General features: G+C 40.0%; 1 protein-coding gene and 3 pseudogenes. All 4 read left to right on the forward strand.

Annotated elements, in window-relative coordinates:
• The first annotated feature begins 249 nt into the window (after window positions 1–249).
• The 4 genes and pseudogenes from VL20_RS26065 to VL20_RS26085 all read left to right on the forward strand — a co-directional run bounded on the left by VL20_RS26065 (window position 250) and on the right by VL20_RS26085 (window position 21,579).
• Entirely contained in the window at window positions 250–903 is a 654-nt protein-coding gene (locus tag VL20_RS26065) for a sulfotransferase family 2 domain-containing protein (RefSeq protein ID WP_052278274.1), read from the forward strand.
• Window positions 904–1,287: 384 nt separating this feature from the next.
• Window positions 1,288–3,780 (forward strand): annotated as a pseudogene (locus VL20_RS33965) (HAD-IIIC family phosphatase); the annotation flags it as partial.
• 99 nt (window positions 3,781–3,879) lie between these two features.
• Window positions 3,880–7,387: pseudogene (locus VL20_RS33970) on the forward strand (non-ribosomal peptide synthetase).
• Window positions 7,384–21,579, forward strand: a pseudogene (locus tag VL20_RS26085) (amino acid adenylation domain-containing protein). The pseudogenes VL20_RS33970 and VL20_RS26085 overlap by 4 nt, the downstream one beginning before the upstream one ends.
• The last annotated feature ends 56 nt before the right edge of the window (window positions 21,580–21,635 follow it).

The raw sequence follows: 21,635 nt of genomic DNA on the forward strand, positions 1-21,635 counted from the left end.
TTATCTTACTACAAGTGACCGTTGTTTTGATAGCAAAAGCTAGTAAGCGCTTCTCAGACTACCACATATTAGCGAATTTCGTTGACTATGACAAAATTTTTTTTTCTTTTCCATGACAAGTTTTTTTCTCTGTGATATGATGTCAGGGTAGGAGGGACGGAGATGATCCGCCCGTGCTGCTTGCTACCCTTAGCTTCTTGTTTTGCTTTTCTCAACTTTGTCTTTCTGTCGCCTTTAACAGACTAACCCATGCCAGTAATACCAGCCTTTGCTAATCAGAAAATAGAGTTTACAGATATACTATATATTCCCTATTATGTCGGTGAACAAGTTAAACTTTTGCGCCAACGCTATTTTGGCAACGTTGTCTTTATTCATATTAATAAGACAGGTGGCAGAAGTATTGAGAAATCTCTAAATTTACCTTTTGAGCATAAAACTGCTTTAGAAAAAATTGACGAAATGGGCAAACAAAGGTGGGAGCGAGTATATAAATTTACAAGTGTTAGAAATCCTTGGGACAAAGTTATTTCTCACTTTCATTATCGTGTTGAAACCAATCAGACAAATTTAAGGACAAAACCAATAAAATTTAAAGAGTGGGTTAAGTTGACCTACGGGAATAAAGATCCTTTCTATTATGACATCCCTAAAATGTTTATGCCTCAGTTGGATTGGATTACAGATCATGAAGGGAAAATTTTAGTAGATTTTATCTGCCGTTTTGAAAATCTTAATAACGACTTCAGTGTCCTATGTGAAAAACTTGGTAGAAATGCGACTTTACCTCATATTAATTCCTCAAAACATGGCAACTACCGTGAATATTACGATGATGATACTATTGAGATTATCGCAAAATCCTTTAGCAGAGATATAGAGAAATTTGGCTATAAATTTTGATATATTGGATTAACTAGGAAAACCGTTTGAAGATAAAATCAGATAGACTTCGTATTGTCGCTGCCTACAGGGTAACCCATGCCAAGAATGAAAGCACTTGCTAATCAGAAAATCGTTATTACAGCTACATTTACCAGTGAACCAGTGGAGGATTCTCTGTCATATTGGCTCAAAAAAATAGGATTTCCTTATTCAATAGAATTTGCTCAGTACAATCAAGTCTTTCAAGAATTACTCAATCCTGCTAGTCTTTTAGCGACTAATCAAAATGGGGTTAATGTAGTTCTGGTTAGGTTTGAAGACTGGCAAGGGAGTAAAAACAAGGCCGAATTGACATTAGAGCAAACCCTTAGAGACTTTGGTAATGCCTTGAAAACGGCGACAATGCGCTCACCAATTCCCTATTTAGTCTGTGTCTGTCCCCCCTCTCCAACCCATGATACAACGTTCAATAGTTTACATGAGAAATTACAAGAACAATTAGACCGTGATCTCCAGAATATCCCTAGCATATATCTAATTAAAAGTCAAGCATTACTCAAGACTTATCCTGTACAAGAGTATTATGATCCTTATGGAGAAGAACTAGGAAATATTCCCTATACCTTGGCTTTTTTTGCGGCTTTGGGGACAATATTAGCGCGAAAAATCTTAGCCTTGATAAACTCTCCTTACAAAGTGATTGTCCTTGACTGCGACAATACATTATGGCATGGGGTTTGTGGAGAAGATGGAGTTAAGGGAGTGAAAATTGATGCTCCATTTCGAGCTTTACAAGAATTTATCATCGCAGAGCAAGCAGCAGGAAAGTTAATCTGTTTATGTAGTAAGAATCAACCCGAGGATGTCTTTGCAGTTTTTGAGCAACATCCCGATATGTTGCTTAAGGAAAATCATTTAGTAAATTGGCGCATTAACTGGCAAGAAAAATCTCAGAATTTGCAGTCCTTAGCGGAGGAATTACAACTAGGATTAGATAGCTTTATTTTTATTGATGATAATCCAGTTGAGTGTGCGGAAGTTAGAGCAAACTGTCCAGAAGTTTTGACATTACAACTTCCTGAAAATTGCGATCATATTCCAAAATTTTTAGAACATATTTGGGCTTTTGATCAACTCAAAACCACTCAAGAAGACCGACAAAGAACTAATCTTTATCAACAGAATATTCAGCGTCAGAATTTACAAAAATATTCCCTTTCTTTTGAGAATTTTCTCGGCCAACTCAACTTAGAAATAGAGATTTCCCCGATGCAAACGGAGGAATTGACGCGAGTTGCCCAACTTACTCAACGTACTAACCAATTTAACTTAACAACTATCCGACGGTCAGAATCCCAAATTCAACAACTTTGTAATTCAGGGGAATTAGACTGTCGAGTGGTTAAAGTAAAAGATCGTTTTGGGGATTATGGTTTAGTTGGTTTGCTATTATTTAATGTTCAAGAAAATTCTCTAATTGTCGATACATTTTTGCTTAGTTGTCGAGTATTGGGTCGCGGTGTAGAACATAAAATGTTAGCTTATTTGGGTACAATTGCTCAACAAAAAGGGTTAGAAAAACTCAAACTTATTTATAAACCTACCCCCAAAAATCAACCAATTTGGGATTTTTTAAGGACTGTTGGTCAAGAATTTCAGCAGGAAAAAGAGGAGGAATATTTATTTGATTTTCCTAGTTATATTGCGTCTAAAATTAATTTTATTTCTCTCGGTGATGAACAGAAAATAGCTACTAAAAAGTCATCTAAAACAGTTAAGAGAATTATCCGATCAGAGTTTTTTGAAGAGATTGGAAATAACTTATATGATGCTCAACTAATTCTGCGAAAAATTAATTCTCAAAACCAGCGTCAACGGACTCAGTTAGACGCAGAATTTATTGCTCCTCGTACTCCTCTAGAAAAAGTGATTGCTTCTCTATTCGCAGAAGTCCTTAAACTTGACAGAGTGGGGATAGATGACGATTTTTTTGAGCTTGGTGGTGATTCAATTCGGGGAGCAATTCTAATTAATAAACTGCAAGCACAACTAAACGAAATTATTCACTTTATTGTTTTATTTGACAGAAAAACTGTTAAGGAATTAGCTGGATATATAGAGGAACATTATCCAAAAGCAGTTACCAAAATACTAGGTAAAGAAAGAACCGAAATTAACAACCTACCACAGGAGCGCATTGCTGAAGCTAAAGTGTTACAAATGCGCTCCCTAATTCCTGCTCTTAGCAGCCCAATAGATGATGACAATAGCAAAAATCCACCGGCTATCTTTATTCTTTCTCCTTATCGTAGCGGTTCCACCTTACTCCGCGTTATCTTAGGAGGAAATCCACAGCTTTTTGCACCTCCAGAATTGGAACTACTAGGGTTTAATACCCTTGTGGAAAGAAAGGCGAAATTTTCTGGCCGTTACAACTTCTGGATGGAAGGAACAATTCGCACCATCATGGAAATTAAGGGGTGTAATGCTGAAAAAGCGATCGCAATTATGGAAGAATTAGAAGAGAAAAATCTGACTAGCAAACAGTTTTACCGTCTTCTACAGGGATGGTTGGGAGATAAAATCTTAGTGGATAAAACTCCATCCTATTCTCTAGATTTAGAAACTCTAAAACGAGCAGAAATAAATTTTGATAACCCTCTATATATTCATCTGGTGCGTCATCCTTTAGGAATGATTCACTCTTATGAAGAAGCTAAAATTGAGCAAATATTTCCCTATCAAAATCCTTTCAATAATCGAGAACTTGCCGAACTCGTTTGGCTAATTAGCCATCAAAATATCTGCGAATTTTTACAACAAGTTTCTCCCCAACGTCAGTATCAAGTTAAATTTGAAGACATCGTTAGGCAGCCACAGAAAACCCTAGAGAGTTTATGTCAGTTTTTAGGAGTAGAATTTAATCCTGATATGCTGCAACCCTACCAAGAGAAAAAGCAGCGCATGACTGACGGTATTTATGCCGAATCTAGAATGCTAGGAGATGTAAAATTTCATCAACATCAAAGCATTAATCCTAACACCATTGAGCAATGGAAAGATTACTACAACATTGACTTTTTAGGTAATGTAACTTGGCAACTAGCAGAATCTTTTGGCTATCCAAAAAATAACAATAATATCCCCCAAATTAGTCGAAAAAATCCCGCCGAACCTCAGACTTTCCCGGTTTCTTTTGCTCAACAGCGACTATGGATTTTAGCGCAATTAGAACCGGACAGCCCTTTTTACAATATGTTTAAAGCGGTTCATCTTCAGGGACGTATAAATATAGAAATTTTAGAACGCAGTCTCAACGAAATTGTCCATCGTCACGAAATTCTACGCACTAATTTTAAGGAAGTAGCAGAAACTCCAGTACAGGTAATTGCTCCCCACGCAACTCTGAAAATTTCGGTTGTGGACTTACAAGGATTATCAGGACAAGAACAGTCAGAACAATTACAACTTTTAGCAACTGAGGATCAATTACAACCTTTTAACCTGACTACGGGAATATTGCTAAGAGTCACCTTAGTGCAACTTAAATCAGAATCATCAGCTTTGTTATTGACCATGCACCACATTATTAGTGATGGTTGGTCAATGGGAGTATTGCTCAAAGAATTGTCAAGTTTATATCAAGGATTTTTGCTTGATGATGGTTCTGTTCTCCCGGAATTGCCGATTCAATATGCCGATTTTACAATTTGGCAACGGCAATGGTTACAAGGAGAAACTCAAGGTTTTATCACCATCCAAAACCAAATTAATTACTGGAAACAACAGTTAGCCGCAGCTCCTCCTTTGCTAGAATTACCTACGGACAGACCCCGTCCCTCTGTGCAAACTTTCCGAGGTGGATGTTTTTCCTTCCAGTTAGATGCCAAACTGACAGCATCTCTAAAAGAACTCAGCCACAAATCAGCAACTACCCTATTTATGACGTTGATGGCGGCTTATGTTACTCTATTATTCCGCTATAGTGGTCAAGATGATATTCTGGTAGGAACACCGATTGCCAATCGCAACTATCAAGAATTAGAAGAATTAATTGGCTTTTTTGTGAATACCCTAGTGATGCGAACTCGCTTAGAAGGTAATCCCAGTTTTGAAGAATTATTAAGACAAGTGCGTTCTGTTTGTACGAATGCTTATGCTAACCAAGACGTTCCTTTTGAGCAGATTATCGAAACTTTGCAAATAGAGCGCAGTCTTAGTCACAGTCCTTTGTTTCAGGTGATGTTTGTTTTACAAAATGTGGCCATGGAGGAATTAGAAAATCCTGAGTTAAAAATATCGCATCTACCTCTAGATAATGTTAACGCCAAGTTTGATCTCACCTTACAAATGTGGGAAACAAATACAGAAGAAGGCAACTCTCTCCAAGGATTTTGGCAGTATAATACAGATTTATTCGATCAAAATACAATTGCTCGCATGACTGGTCATTTTCAGACATTATTAGATGCAATTGTTACGAATCCGCAAGAGTCGGTAGGAACCTTGCCATTACTAACAGAAAAAGAGCGTCATCAACTGTTAGTAGAATGGAATAATACTGATACAACATACAGTTATACTCAGTGTATTCATCAGTTATTTGAAGAGCAGGTAAAACGGACTCCTGATGCTGTAGCTGTAGTATTTAAATGTGAAAAATTAACCTATAATGAGTTAAATCATCGAGCGAATCAGTTAGCCCATTATTTGCAATCTTTGGGAGTAAAACCTGATCAATTAGTGGGGATTTGTCTTGAGCGTTCTTTAGAGATGATTGTGGGGTTATTGGGGATATTAAAAGCGGGTGGTGCTTATGTTCCTCTTGACCCAGAATATCCGATTGAACGGTTAAGCTTCATGTTAGAAGATGCTCAATTATCAGTGCTGTTAACGCAACAAAAGCTAGGAGAAACTCTACCTCAACATCAAGCGCAGATTATTTATTTAGATACCGACTGGGAAAAAATTGCCGAAAACAGCCATTCAAATCCAGAAAACACCGTCACTCCAGATAACTTAGCTTATGTTATTTACACTTCCGGTTCCACAGGTAAACCGAAAGGGGTGTTAGTCAATCACTCCAATGTCGTGCGATTATTTGCCGCTACAGATGCTTGGTATAATTTTAGTAGTCAAGATGTCTGGACTCTATTTCATTCCTACGCTTTTGACTTTTCGGTGTGGGAAATGTGGGGAGCTTTGTTATATGGTGGACGCTTGGTAGTTGTCCCCTACTTAGTTACCCGTTCTCCCGAAGCATTTTATCAGCTATTGTGTCAAGAAAAAGTCACAATTCTCAATCAAACTCCTACCGCTTTCCGTCAGTTAATTCAAGCTGAAGAATCCTTAAAAGAAAGTTTTCCCCCCTTATCAAGGGGGGTTAGGGGGATCGTTCATCGACAACAGATAACGATTTAAGCTTACGTTTAGTTATTTTTGGAGGAGAAGCTTTAGAAATTAACAGCTTACAACCTTGGTTTCAGCGCCATGGCGACCAATGCCCCCAATTAGTTAATATGTACGGAATTACAGAAACTACCGTTCATGTCACCTATCGACCATTAAGTATGACCGACTTGAATAGTACAGCTAGTGTGATTGGTCGTCCCATTCCCGACTTACAGGTATATTTACTAGACCAACATTTACAACTTGTACCGGTTGGTGTACCCGGGGAGATGTATGTGGGGGGTGCAGGAGTAACAAAAGGTTATCTCAATCGTCCTGAATTAACAACGGAAAGGTTTATTTCTAGTCCTTTTGAGAAGGATGAAGTGATCCCCCAACCCCCCTTAATAAGGGGGGCAATGAGCCGTCAAAATTGTATAAAACGGGAGATTTAGCCCGTTATTTACCCAAGGGAGAATTAGAATATTTAGGACGCATTGACAATCAAGTTAAGATTCGGGGTTTTCGGATTGAGTTGGGGGAAATCGAAGCATTATTAGCATCTCATCCCCAGATTTGGGAAACAGTAGTAATAGTGAGGGATGATACAACAGGAGATAAGCGTCTTGTGGCCTACATTGTGCCACAATCGGAAAAAATAATTACCATTAACGAAATACGGCAATTTCTGAAAGCTAAATTACCCAGTTACATGATACCTAATGCTTTCGTTATTTTAGATGCCTTACCCCTTACTGCTAATGGAAAAATAGATCGTCGAGCTTTACCACCACCAGAATCTAGTAGTGAAGCATCAGACAAATATGTTGCTCCGCGTAACCCAATTGAGGATATATTAGTAACTGTTTGGTCAGAAGTGCTAAAAGTTGAAAAAGTGGGTATAAATGATAACTTCTTTGAACTGGGAGGCCATTCCCTACTAGCCACTAAATTAGTAGCACAGATACGCGATCGCTTGAAAGTTGAACTTCCCCTACGTCAGTTATTCAACTCGGCGACACTAGCAGAATTAGCCCAAGGGATTGAACAGTTAAAACAGGAAAAATCCGATACCATCGTTCCAGCAATTTTACCAAGAAAAAGAAAATGAATTTTGAAGAATTACCCCTATCTTATGCCCAACAGCGTTTATGGTTCTTAGATCAATTAGAACCAAACAGTCCCTTTTATAATATTTCCCTGGCCTTGCATTTAGCAGGAAATCTCCAGGTAGATGTCCTGGAAAAAAGCCTACAAGAAATTATTCAGCGCCATGAGTCCCTCCGCACAAATTTCGCCACTATTGAGGGAAATCCTGTACAAGTAATTAAACCAGAAAGTAATTGGCAATTAACGCTTGTCAATGGGAAAGACAGCCCAAAATATCGAGAAGAGCAGGAAATAAAAAAATGGCTAGAAATTCACAGCCATCAACCTTTTGATTTAGCCAATGACTCCCTAATTAGAGCCACCCTACTCAAGTTATCAGACACAGAACATTTTTTGCTGATTTGTCTGCACCATATTGTCTCTGATGGTTGGTCAATGGGGGTATTTATTGAGGAATTGACAACCCTTTATAATGCCTATACTAAAGGTTTAGAACCTCTTTTACAAGAGTTACCAATCCAGTACGCAGATTTTGCAATTTGGCAAAGGGAATATTTACAGGGAGAAATCCGAGAAAATCAGTTAAATTACTGGCAAAAACAGTTAGCAGCAGCACCCGCTTTATTACATCTACCTACGGATTATCCCCGTCCTCTAGAACAAAGTTTTCAGGGAGCTCGGATAAAATGTATCCTTTCTCCAGAACTTAGTCAAGGGTTAAATAAGCTGAGTCGGGAAAAAGGTGTCACCTTATTTATGACCCTCCTGACCGCATTTCAGACTCTACTCTATCGTTACACAGGACAAACAGATATTTTAGTCGGTACTCCCATCGCTAACCGTACTCGTAGTGAATTAGCTGGGTTAATCGGCTTTTTTGTCAATACCTTAGTCTTAAGAACAGATTTAGCAGGAAATCCCAGTTTTAGCGAGTTATTAAAACAGGTACGAGAAACAGCAACGGATGCTTACGACCATCAAGATTTACCTTTTGAGATGTTAGTAGAGGCCCTACAACCTGAAAGAAACATGAGTTATACTCCTCTATTTCAGGTGATGTTTGGTTTAGATAATGAAATTGTAGATAGTATAGATTTAGAAGGAATAAAAGCCACTCGTCAGCCTTTAGAATTTAAGACAGCCAAGTTTGACTTAAGTTTATCTATACAGGTAAAAGAAGCTGGATTAACTGCGATTTGGGAATATAATACAGATCTGTTTGACAAAAGCACAATTGAGCGACTATCAGAGCATTTTGTTAACCTATTAACTGGGATTATTGCTAATCCAGAACAAACCGTTAGCCAATTACCATTACTGACAGAAAGTGAGCGCAATCAGTTATTATTTGATTGGAATCAGACTAAAATTGACTACAAAAATGATTTATGTCTGCATCAGTTGTTTGAACAACAAGTAAAACAGAATCCACAGGCGATCGCTGTTAGACTAGAAGATGAATTTTTAACCTACGAGGAGTTAAACTGTAAGGCTAATCAGTTAGCCCATTACCTACAATCTTTAGGGGTAAAATCCGAGAGTTTAGTCGGGATTTTTGTTGAACGTTCCCTAGAGATGATTATCGGAATCCTGGGAATACTTAAAGCAGGGGGAGCTTACGTTCCTTTAGATATTAATTATCCCCAAGAGCGAATTACCTATCTTATTGAAGATACTCAACTTAGTATTGTGTTGACGCAATCTAAATTTATTGAGCAACTTCCCCAATTTCAAGGAACAACCATCTGTTTAGATCAAGACTGGTCAACAATTGCCAAACAGAGTACAGTTAACCCTTTGGTAGCAGTTGAGCAGCACAATTTAGCCTATATTATCTACACCTCCGGCTCCACAGGTCAACCCAAAGGGGTAATGATTGAACATCGCTCAGTAGTCAACTATATACTGACTACTATTCGAGAGTATGGTATTACCTCAGAGGATCAAATTCTGCAATTTTCTTCTATCTGCTTTGATGCTTCCGTTGAAGAAATCTTTGTTAGTTTGTTATCGGGTGCGACGTTGGTATTGCGAACAGAAGAGATGTTGCGCTCTAGTGAGGATTTTTGGCAATGTTGTCAAAAATGGCAATTAACAGTTTTGGGTATTCCTACTGCTTATTGGCATCAATTAGCCTCTGAATTAACCCCTGATACCCTGCCAATTCTCTCAAAGATTAAACTAATTGTCATTGGTGGGGAAGCCATTCAACCGGCAAAAGTACAGCAATGGCAAACAGTTACAGGCCAATATTCCCCTCTTCCTCGACTATTAAATGCTTACGGACCAACGGAAGCAACCATTGCGGCGACTTTCTCCGAATTTACTTCACCAACTATAACCAATGTTTCCATTGGGCGACCCATCAGTAATACTCAGGTTTATATTCTTGATGCTTTCTTACAACCTGTTCCTGTGGGGGTAGCTGGAGAATTACATATTGGCGGTGTCGGGTTAGCCAGGGGTTATCTCAATCGTCCAGAGTTAACACAAGAGAAATTTATCCCTAATTCTTTTGAGAAGGATGAAGTGATCCCCCCAACCCCCCTTAATAAGGGGGGCAATGAGCCGTCAAAATTATATAAAACGGGAGATTTATGTCGGTATTTACCCGACGGTAATATTGAGTATTTAGGACGGATTGACAATCAAGTAAAAATTCGGGGTTTTCGCATTGAATTGGGAGAAATTGAAACCGTTCTTAGTCAGCACAATGCAGTAAAAACGGCTGTTGTTATTGCCCAAGAAGATGAGACCAATCAGAAACGTTTAGTCGCCTATATTATTCCCCAAGTAGAGATTATTTCCGCCCCAAAAGAGAAAAATTCACTTAATGTTACTGAACTGCGGCAATTCCTGAAAGCCAAGTTACCAGAGTATATGATTCCTAGTGCCTTTGTCATTTTGGAATCCCTACCCTTAACGCCTAATGGTAAGATCGATCATCGTGCTTTACCGTCCCCCGAATTCCAAAGCCAAGCGCAATACATTGCGCCGCGTAACCCCATTGAGGAGATATTATCCTCGATTTGGGGAAAAGTGTTAAAAGTTGCACAGGTGGGGATTCACGACAACTTCTTTGAGTTGGGTGGACATTCATTATTAGCAACGCAACTAATTTCGCGCATCCGTGAGGCTTTTCAGGTAGAAATGCCCTTACGCGAGTTATTTGTTGCACCGACAATCGCCGAATTGTCCCAAGAAATAAAACGGCTTTCGGAACGAGAACAACTCACTGAACTGCCGATTTTACCCAGGGACAAAGCAGCAGAACTACCCTTATCTTTTGCTCAGACTCGTCTTTGGTTTTTGGCTGAATTTGAGTCGAATAGTTCTTTTTATAATATCCCCCTAGCCTTGCGTTTAGAGGGAACTTTAAACTCAGAAATCTTAATCCAGAGTTTAGAAGAAATTTGTGATCGCCATGAGGCTTTACGCACCAACTTCATTACCGTTGATGGTATCCCTACCCAAGTTATACAAACACGAACCTGGACAGTTACGGTTGTTGATTTACAGCATTTATCTGGTAGTGAACAAGCAATTGCCTCCCAAGAGTTAGCACAAAACCAAGCGATTCAACCCTTTGACTTAGCCGGTGAACCCTTAATCAGAACCACTTTAGTGGTGTTATCTGAAACGGAACACCTCTTATTAGTCTGTATGCACCACATTGTCAGTGATGGCTGGTCAATGGGGGTATTTCTTCAGGAACTAACCGCCCTCTATAATGCCTATATTCAGGGTTTATCTTCGCCTCTCAATCCCCTATCTATCCAGTATGGAGATTTTACCCTTTGGCAAAGACAATGGCTACAGGGAGAGGTATTGCAACAGCAACTAGACTACTGGCAAAAACAGTTAGCAGACGCACCGGCCCTTCTATCTTTACCAACAGATAGACCTCGACCCAATCAACAAAGTTTTGCTGGGGGACATTTACCCTTTAGCCTTTCTTGGGAATTAACCGAAAAACTGACCCAATTAACCCAGGAACAGGGTGTCACCTTATTTATGACCCTGTTAACAGCTTATGCTGTCTTACTTTACCGTTATACAGAACAGGAAGACATCTTAATTGGTACTCCCATTGCTAACCGTAATCGCAGGGAAATTGAAGGGTTAATCGGCTTTTTTGTCAATACTTTGGTTTTGCGAATTGACTTGTCAGGTAAACCCAATTTTAATCAGTTATTAGGTCGAGTACGAGAAATGGCAATGGATGCCTATGCTCATCAAGATTTGCCCTTTGAAATGTTGGTAGGGGCCCTACAACCTGAACGAGATTTAAGTCACGCGCCTTTATTTCAAGTGGATTTTCTGCTGCAAAATAGTCCCCCATCTCCCTTAGAACTAATAGACTTAACCGCCACTCCCCTCACCACAGAAAATGACACCGCCAAATTTGATCTAACCCTGGCGATGGAGAATACCGGTGCAGAATTAAAAGGGGTATGGGAATATAATACCGATTTATTTGATCGCAGCACCATTGAGCGATTAACAGGAAATTTCATCACCCTACTAGAAGCATTGGTTGTTAACCCGCAGCAGCCAATTTTCCAACTACCATTATTAACCGAATTCGAGGCAAAAGAATTATTACTAGACTGGAATGCTACCGAAAAAGCATATCCTTTCCATCAGTGTATTCATCATTTATTTGAAGAACAAGCATCACGAACACCGGCTGCAGTAGCAGTGGTATTTGAAGGTCAAGAATTAACCTATCAAGAATTAAATATTCAGGCGAATCAATTAGCCCATTATTTACAATCTTTGGGGGTAAATTCAGAAGTTTTAGTCGGCATTTATCTAGAGCGGTCACTGTTAGTTATTGTCGGATTATTAGCAGTTCTCAAAGCTGGGGGAGCCTATATACCTTTAGACCCAGATTATCCTCAGCAACGGTTGACTTATATGGCAGAAGATGCCCAAATTTCTCTACTGCTAACTCAAGAAAGTTTACTCGATTCTTTGCCAGTAGAAGATGTGGGGGTAATTGTCTTAGATAAATTAGCTGAAAAATTGACAGTTCAAAGTCCAGAAAATCCCCTCAGTGAAGTGGTTCCAGAAAATCTACTATGCCTATTATATACATCTGGTTCCACAGGTAAACCTAAAGGAGTGATGTTAACTCACGCAGCTTTAGTTAATCATAGTTGGGGCATTAGTGAAGTATTCGGTTTAACAGAATCTGATCGCGTTTTACAGTTTGCTTCCTTTGGCTTTGATGTCGCTGCTGAAGAAATTTTTCCCACCTGGTTAAAAGGTGGCACAGTGGTTTTAAGACCGGGGCAAATGTTCGCAACTTTGACTGATTTTGCCGATTTTATCGAACAAGAAAGCCTCACCGTTTTAAATATTACCCCCGCCTATTGGCATGAATGGGCAATCGCCGTTTCCCAATCATTAGCTACTGTACCATCAAGTCTGCGAGTTGTCGCCGTGGGAGGGGATGCAGTGTTACCAGAAACCGTCAATATTTGGCGACAAATGGTCGGGAAACGGGTTGAATGTATTAACGTCTATGGCCCCACAGAAGCGTCTGTCACCGCCATAGTTCATGACTTGCTAGATTATCAGTCAGAAAAAATCAATTCAGTGCTGATTGGTCGTCCTATTGCTAATACCAAAGCATATATCTTGGATCAAAATCTGCAACCTGTACCCATTGGAGTTAAGGGAGAATTGCATTTATGCGGTGTTCGTTTAGCGCGGGGTTATCTGAATCGTCCCGAATTAACTGCTGAAAAATTTATTGACAATCCCTTTGCTCATTCACCGTTCAATCGTTTGTATAAAACGGGAGATTTAGCGCGTTATTTACCCGATGGTAATATTGAATGTTTTGGCCGGATTGACAATCAGGTTAAAATTCGCGGATTCCGTATTGAGTTAGGAGAAATTGAAGCGGTACTTAACCAAAATATTGATGTACAAACATCTTGTGTGATTATTCGGGAAGATACTCCGGGGGATAAATATTTAGTCGCCTACATAGTAGCTCATTATGAACGGATACCGATGATTAGTGAACTGCGTCAGTTTCTGTCCAGTAAATTGCCTTTGTATATGGTTCCTCAAGCTTTTGTTTTTCTGGAATCTTTACCCCTTACTACTAATCGTAAGGTAGATCGTCGCGCTTTACCCGCACCAGATAAAATAGGAAATCGCCGGGATCAATATGTAGCACCACGCAATGGAATTGAAGAGATTTTGGTGCAAATTTGGACAGAAATACTCAAAATAGAGCAAGTGGGAATTTATGATAATTTCTTTGAAATTGGCGGCCATTCTCTCCTCGCAACTCAATTAGTCTCCCGGGTTCGGAGTTTATTTAAAATAGAACTACCTTTGCGGAGTTTATTTGGTGCAGCTACGGTAGCCGAATTAGCGCATCTTATTGGACAATTACAGCAGCAAAATCTCACGCTAACAGTACCCCCGATTTTACCGAGAACTAAGGATACAGAATTACCTCTATCTTTTGCTCAACAGCGTTTATGGTTTTTAGATCAATTGCAACCAAATAGCGCTTTATACAATATACCGATGGTGTTGCATTTCCGAGGCAACCTCAATCAAAAGGCCTTAGAACAAAGTTTACTAGAAATCTGTAATCGCCATGAAGTATTACGGACTAATTTTGTCACGATTAATGGACAACCGACTCAGATTATTCAAACAAGAAGGGAGACAATATCGGTCGTTGATTTACAAGATTTACCCATCCAGGAGCAAGCAGAAAAAACACAGCAATTAAAGCAAAAACAAGCCACTCAACCCTTTGATTTAGCCAAAGAATCCTTAATCAGAATCACTTTAGTGGTGCTATCGGAGACGGAACATCTCTTATTAGTGTGTATGCACCACATTATTAGTGATGGTTGGTCAATCGAAGTATTTATTCACGAATTGACCAGCTTATATAATGCTTACACTCAAAATCATCCCGCAAATTTAGCTCCTTTACCGATTCAGTATGCAGATTTTGCAGTTTGGCAAAAACAATGGTTACAAGGGGATGTCCTACAAAGTCAATTAAATTACTGGCAAAATCAACTAACAGCTGCACCCCCTTTATTATCTCTTCCCACAGACCACCCTCGACCTGCGGTGCAAAGCTTTGTCGGTACTCAGCAAGAATTTTCCCTTTCCCCCAAACTTAGCCAAGCTTTGAATGAATTGAGTCGCCAACAAGGGGTGACATTATTTATGACGCTGTTGGCTGCTTTTGATGCTTTATTGTATCGTTATACAGGGTCAAATGATATTTTAGTAGGAACTCCCATCGCTAATCGTAATCGCGGTGAAATTGAGGGTTTAATCGGCTTCTTTGTTAATACTTTAGTGATGCGGACGGATTTATCAGATAATCCGAGTTTTAGTCAGTTATTAACCCGTGTTCGGGAAGTGACAATGGATGCTTACGCGCATCAAGACTTACCCTTTGAAATGTTAGTCGAAGCGTTGCAACCGGAACGGGATTTGAGCCATACTCCCCTATTTCAAGTCGCTTTTGTCCTGCAAAATACACCCAAGTCTGAGATTGCAATGACGGGATTAACGGTGACAGATTTGCCACCGGAAAATACTACAGCTAAATTTGATTTAACCTTAGCTATGGTTAACACCGATGATGGCTTAAAAGGTGTCTGGGAATATAATACTGATTTGTTTGAGAGTAGCACTATTGAGCGATTATCAGGGCATTTTCTCAACTTATTAGGGGGAATTGTGGCCAATCCTCAAGCGCGGATTTCCCAATTACCCTTACTGACAGAAAGTGAGACTAATCAGTTATTAATTGAGTGGAACAATACTCAAGTTGACTATCCTGAGTATAAGTGTATTCATCAGTTATTTGAGGAACAGGTAAAACGCACACCCGACGCGGTAGCGGTGGTCTGTTCCCAGCAACAATTAACCTACAATGAATTAAATTGTCGAGCCAATCAATTAGCCCATTATCTGCGAAAATTAGGAGTAAAACCAGAGGAATTAGTGGGGATTTGTCTAGAGCGTTCCTTAGACATGATTGTGGGATTATTGGCTATTCTTAAAGTCGGTGGAGCTTATGTTCCTATTGACCCAGATTATCCCCAAGAACGCATTAGCTTCATGCTCCAAGATACCCAGGTTAAAATACTGTTAACCTGCGAATCTTTACAGAATTCCTTGCCAAATCATCAGGCTATTGTTATCTGTTTAGATAAAGATTGGGAACAAATTAATCAGGCAAGTCCGGAGAATCTGAACAGCACAGTTTCTGCGGATAATTTAGCCTACGTCATTTATACTTCTGGTTCTACAGGAATACCCAAGGGTGTTATCGTCACTCATCAAGCAGTTAATCGACTGGTATTAAATACTAATTACATCCAGTTTACTCCTGATGACCGCGTTGTTCAAGCGTCTAATATTGCTTTTGATGCCGCTACTTTTGAAATTTGGGGGGCTTTACTTAACGGTGCTAAGATTATTATTATCGCTAAATCAGTTTTGCTCTCACCCCAAGAATTGGCACTAAGCTTAAAGGAAAATCGGATTAGTGTCTTATTTTTAACCACAGCACTTTTTAATCAGTTAGCCAATTTAGTTCCCCAAGCTTTTAGTAACTTACGCTGCTTACTATTTGGGGGTGAAGCAGTTGAACCAAAATGGGTACAAGAGGTACTAGAAAAAGGTGCGCCACAACGGTTGCTTCATGTCTATGGGCCAACGGAAAATACAACGTTTTCTTGCTGGTATTTAGTGGAAAACTTAGCTTCTACAGCCACAACTATTCCCATTGGCAAAGCGATTGCCAATACCCAAATCTATTTGCTGGATAAAAATCTCCAACCTGTCCCGATTGGTGTAGTAGGAGAATTACATATTGCTGGTGCAGGATTAGCCAAAGGTTATCTTAACCGTCCCGAATTAACCCAAGAAAAATTTATTCCTAATCCTTTGAGAAGGATGAAGTGATCCCCCAACCCCCCTTAATAAGGGGGGCAATGAGCCGTCAAAATTATATAAAACGGGAGACTTGGCCCGTTATTTACCCGATGGTAAAATCGAATATTTAGGACGGATTGACAATCAGGTAAAACTGCGTGGCTTCCGCATTGAATTGGGAGAAATTGAATCGTTACTCAACCAAAATGAGGCGGTACAGTCTTCTTGTGTGATTGTTCGTGAAGATAATCTAGGGGATAAACGCTTAGTTGCTTACGTTGTACCGCAACCCGAAATCAACCTGACAATTAACGAAATACGGCAATTTTTGCGAGCAAAATTACCTGATTATATGGTTCCAACTGCGTTTGTCCTTCTTGATACTTTCCCCTTAACTCCCAATGGCAAAATAGACCGCCGTGCTTTACCTGTTCCCGATTTACAGAGCCAAGGTGAATATATAGCTCCCCGTAACCCCATTGAAGAAAAAATGGCGCAGATTTGGGCTGAGGTACTGAAATTAAAACGAGTCAGTATTGAGGATAATTTCTTTGAATTAGGTGGACATTCTCTGTTGGCAACTCAAGTTATTTCTCGATTACAGGAAACCTTTGAGATTGTTGTTCCCTTGCGTTATCTGTTTGAATCCCCAACCATTGCTCAGTTAAGTGCGGTAATTTTAAAAGAACTGCAAACAGGTTTAGGGTTAAAGCTACCATCAATTGTCCCCGTTAATCGAGAGGATGATATTCCCCTATCCTGGGCCCAGGAACGTCTCTGGTTTGTGAATCAATTAGAAGGAGAAAGTGGGGCTTATACTATTGATTTAACGATGCGTTTGCGCGGAAATCTCAATGTTAAAGCCTTAGAAAAAGCTTTCCAGGCAATTATTCAACGCCATGAACCCCTACGGACTCAATTTAAACTCAAAGATAACAAACCAATACAAGCGATCAATCCTAATGTAACCTTCACCTTACCAGTTGTCAATCTGCAAAACCTCAGTCATTCTGAGCAACAGGTAAAAAACCTGTTATTAGCAGCAGCATCCGAACCCTTTGATCTCGAATCAGGTTCAGTATTACGAGTCAAATTATGGCAAGTCAAGACAGAGGAATATGTCCTATTATTAGCCATTCACCATATTGCGGCAGATGGTTGGTCATTAGGTGTTTTAGTTGACGAATTATCGGTCTATTATCGAAGTTTCTGCACCGGTACAAAAGCAGATTTACCTGATTTATCAATACAGTATGCTGACTTTGCCGTGTGGCAGCGTCAATGGTTAACTAATGAAGTATTAGACCGTCAATTAAGCTACTGGAAGCAACAATTAACCGGGGTTCCCCTACTACACCAACTTCCCACAGACCGTCCCCGGCCAGCAATCCAAAGTTTTCGCGGTGGGACGGAGCGACTGCAACTAGATAGTCAACTAACGCAACAACTGAAAAAACTCAGTCAAGAGTCCGGTAGCACTCTCTTTATGACATTACTAGCGGGTTTTGCTGTGTTACTATCTCGTTATAGTCAACAAACAGATGTGGTAATTGGTTCACCAATTGCTAACCGTAATCGCACCGAAATTGAAGGGTTAATAGGCTTTTTTGTCAATACTTTAGTGTTAAGATTTAATTTATCTCAAGACCCGACCTTTGAAGATTTTCTCGCGCAAGTCAGACAAACTACTCAAAACGCTTACGACCATCAAGATTTACCCTTCGAGATGTTAGTCGAAAAATTGCAAATTGAGCGTCATTTAGATCGTAATCCTTTAACACAGATAGTTTTTGCCCTTCAGAATGCTCCTAGTTCTCCCTGGGATTTACCCGGAGTAAACATTGAGGATATACCATCGGGACTTGATTCAGTTAGGGTTGACTTAGAAGTTTACCTCTGGGATGCAGCCGAAGGATTGGGCGGTTTTTGCTCTTATAACAGGGATTTATTTGATGCTGAAACTATTGTCCGTATGATGAATCATTTTAAGACTTTGTTGGCGGCAATTGTGGAAAATCCCCGTCAATCAGTAGCTTCACTACCCTTATTAAACCCAGAGGAAGAGTATCAACTATTAGAGGAGTGGAATGAGACAAAAGCTGATTACTCCTATAACAAGTGTATTCATCAATTAATTGAGGAACAAGCAGCGCGTACCCCTGATGGAGTAGCAGTAGTCTTTGAAAATCAACAGTTGACCTATGCAGAATTAAATAGTCGGGCTAATCAACTAGCTCACTATTTACGCTCTTTAGGTGTAGAAACCGAGGTAATAGTCGGTTTATGTGTAGAGCGCTCTTTAGACATGATTGTGGCATTAATAGCCATCCTTAAAGCCGGTGCTGCCTATCTCCCCCTTGACCCAGAATATCCTCAAGAACGCCTACAATTTATGTTAGAGGATAGTCAAGTACCCTTATTACTAACCCAAAGTTCACTGATTGATAAACTCCCAAATCATCAAGCTAAAACTGTATTTTTAGCTGAAATTTGGCAAGAAATTAAACCAATGAACTGGGATAATTTGACGGGGAAGGTAACAGCTTCTAATTTAGCTAATGTGATTTATACTTCTGGTTCTACGGGTAAACCTAAAGGGGTGATGGTTGAACATCAAGGGTTGTCTAACCTTGCTCTGGCGCAAATTCAGACTTTTGCTGTGTCTTCTCAGAGTCGAGTGCTTCAGTTTGCTTCTTTTAGTTTTGATGCCTGTATTTGGGAAGTTTTGATGGCTTTGGGAGCAGGAGCGACACTTTATTTGGCAAGTAAAGAAAATTTAATGCCAGGTTTACCCTTAATCAAGCAATTACGGGATAATAAGATTACTCATATTACTCTACCGCCATCAGCTTTAGCGGTTCTGTCTTGGGAAAATCTTTCCTCTCTGCAAACTATTATTGTCGCCGGGGAAGCTTGTTCTCCTGAATTGGTGAAAAAATGGTCCCAGGGACGAAATTTCTTTAATGGTTATGGACCCACAGAAGGAAGTGTTTGTGCAACGGTAGCTAAATGTACGCCGGTTGATGAAAAAATAACTATTGGTCGGCCAATTCCTCATGTGCAGGTTTATATTTTAGACTCGCATTTACAACCGGTTCCTATCGGTGTACCCGGGGAATTACATATCGGAGGAGCAGGAGTAGCCAGAGGTTATTTGAATCGCCTAGAATTGACAGCAGAGAAATTTATCTCTAACCCGTTTGTCTCCCTTGATCCCCCCCTAACCCCCTTGATAAGGGGGGAGAGCAGCCGTCAAAATTATACAAAACGGGAGATTTAGCCCGTTATTTACCCGATGGTCAGATTGAATATCTGGGACGGATTGACAACCAAGTTAAAGTGCGGGGTTTCCGTATCGAGTTAGGGGAAATTGAAGCAGTTTTGGGCCAACATCCCTTAGTACAAGAAGCGGTTGTGATAGCTCGCGCTGATCAGGCAAGTGATCATGATCAAGACCAGCTTAATACTAATTTGGTAGCCTACTTAGTTCCGGCTCTCAAGGGTCAAGTATTGCCCGAACAGCTTGCTCAATGGCAGAGTGAATATGTTAGTGATTGGCAAAAGATTTACGAAGAATCCTACAGTAAACCCCAACCTCAAATTGAAGACCCCACTTTTAATATTAGTGGTTGGAATAGTAGTTATACGGGACAAGCTATTCCCGCAGCAGAAATGCAGGAATGGGTTGATCAGACAGTGAGCCGAATTTTAGGAAATCAACCACCACAACGAGTGTTAGAAATTGGTTGCGGAAGTGGATTATTGCTATTCCGTGTGGCGAAACATTGTCAGGAATATTGGGGAGCCGATTATTCCGCTGCTACTATTAATAACCTAGAACATTTATGTGGCACAATTGAGGGTTTAGAGGGCAAAGTAAAATTATTACACCGAACAGCCGATGATTTTACCGGCATTCCCCAAGCTACTTTCGATCGAGTAGTAATTAACTCTGTTGTTCAGTATTTCCCTAGTGTGGATTATCTATTACAAGTTATCGCAGGAGCAGTCAAGACGATTGCGGATCGGGGTAAGATTTTCTTAGGTGATATTCGTAGTTTGTCCTTACTAGAGCCTTACCATGCGGCGGTACAGTTAGCTCGCGCTGAAGCTAATAAAACCCTTGAACAATGGCAAAAACAGGTGAATCAAAGTGTAGCTACCGAAGAAGAATTGTTAATTGCACCTCAGTTCTTTATCGCGCTTAAACAACGTTTTCCGCGAATTTCTTGGGTAGAAATTGCCCCGAAACGGGGTCAGGCTGACAATGAGTTAACCCAATTCCGCTATGATGTTACTTTACATCTGGATACTGATGGGCAAAAAACGACAATTCCTTGGCTAAATTGGCAGCGGGATCGGTTTTCTTTAGCGCAACTACAAGATAAACTAAAACTAGAACAACCAGAATATTTAGGCATCAGAGATGTACCCAATCAACGATTACAAAAGGCCCTACAAATTTTAGACTGTTTAGAAAATCCTCCGGGAGTAAAAACGGTGGGAGAATTGCGACAATTGTTAGGAAAAAATAGCGGGATAGGGATTAATCCTGAGCAAATGTGGCAACTGGGAGAACAGTTAGGTTACACTGTTCATCTCAGTTGGTGGGAAGGTAGTCAAGATGGTTCTTTCGATGTGGTTTTCTGTCGCCAGAATGCCATCCTCGAACCGATAATAAATAAAATTGATCAACAACCATACCCCAATTTTTGGGATGATGAGACGATTATTCCCAAATCCTGGACTGATTATACGAATAATCCCCTATATGGTAAATTAGTCCAGAAGTTAGTGCCACAGGTGCGGGAATTTGTCCAACAAAAGCTACCTAGTTATATGGTTCCCCAGGCTTTTGTTTTGCTTAATGCCCTACCTTTAACTCCTAATGGTAAAGTAGATCGACAGGCTTTGCCTACCCCCGATACAGCTACACGCAATTTAGCTACGGGATTTCTCGCACCTCGTACCCCGATTGAAACTCAAATGTCTCAAATTTGGAGTGAAGTTTTGGGAGTCGAACGTATTGGGATTAAGGATAATTTCTTTGAATTGGGAGGACATTCTTTGTTAGCAACTCAGGTTATTTCCCGTTCCCGCGATCTTTTCTCGGTGGAATTGTCTTTACAAAATTTGCTAGAATACCCAACTATCGCTAATTTAGCCCAAATTATTGAAGTTCTTACCGTTGCACCGGGAGAAATAGCTATGACTGAAAGCTTAGAAGATTATGAGGATGGTGAATTATAAAAACAGTTAAAGTTTTAGCTGCTCTCAATAGTTTAGCAAGACAGTTAAAACGGCAA

Origin of the sequence: Microcystis panniformis FACHB-1757, assembly GCF_001264245.1 — a bacterium.
Lineage (GTDB): Bacteria > Cyanobacteriota > Cyanobacteriia > Cyanobacteriales > Microcystaceae > Microcystis > Microcystis panniformis.

What these genes read in the sequence shown, in the direction of transcription:
- VL20_RS26065 (WP_052278274.1), top strand. Translation starts at nt 250, where the DNA reads ATGCCAGTAATACCAGCCTTTGCTAATCAGAAAATAGAGTTTACAGAT.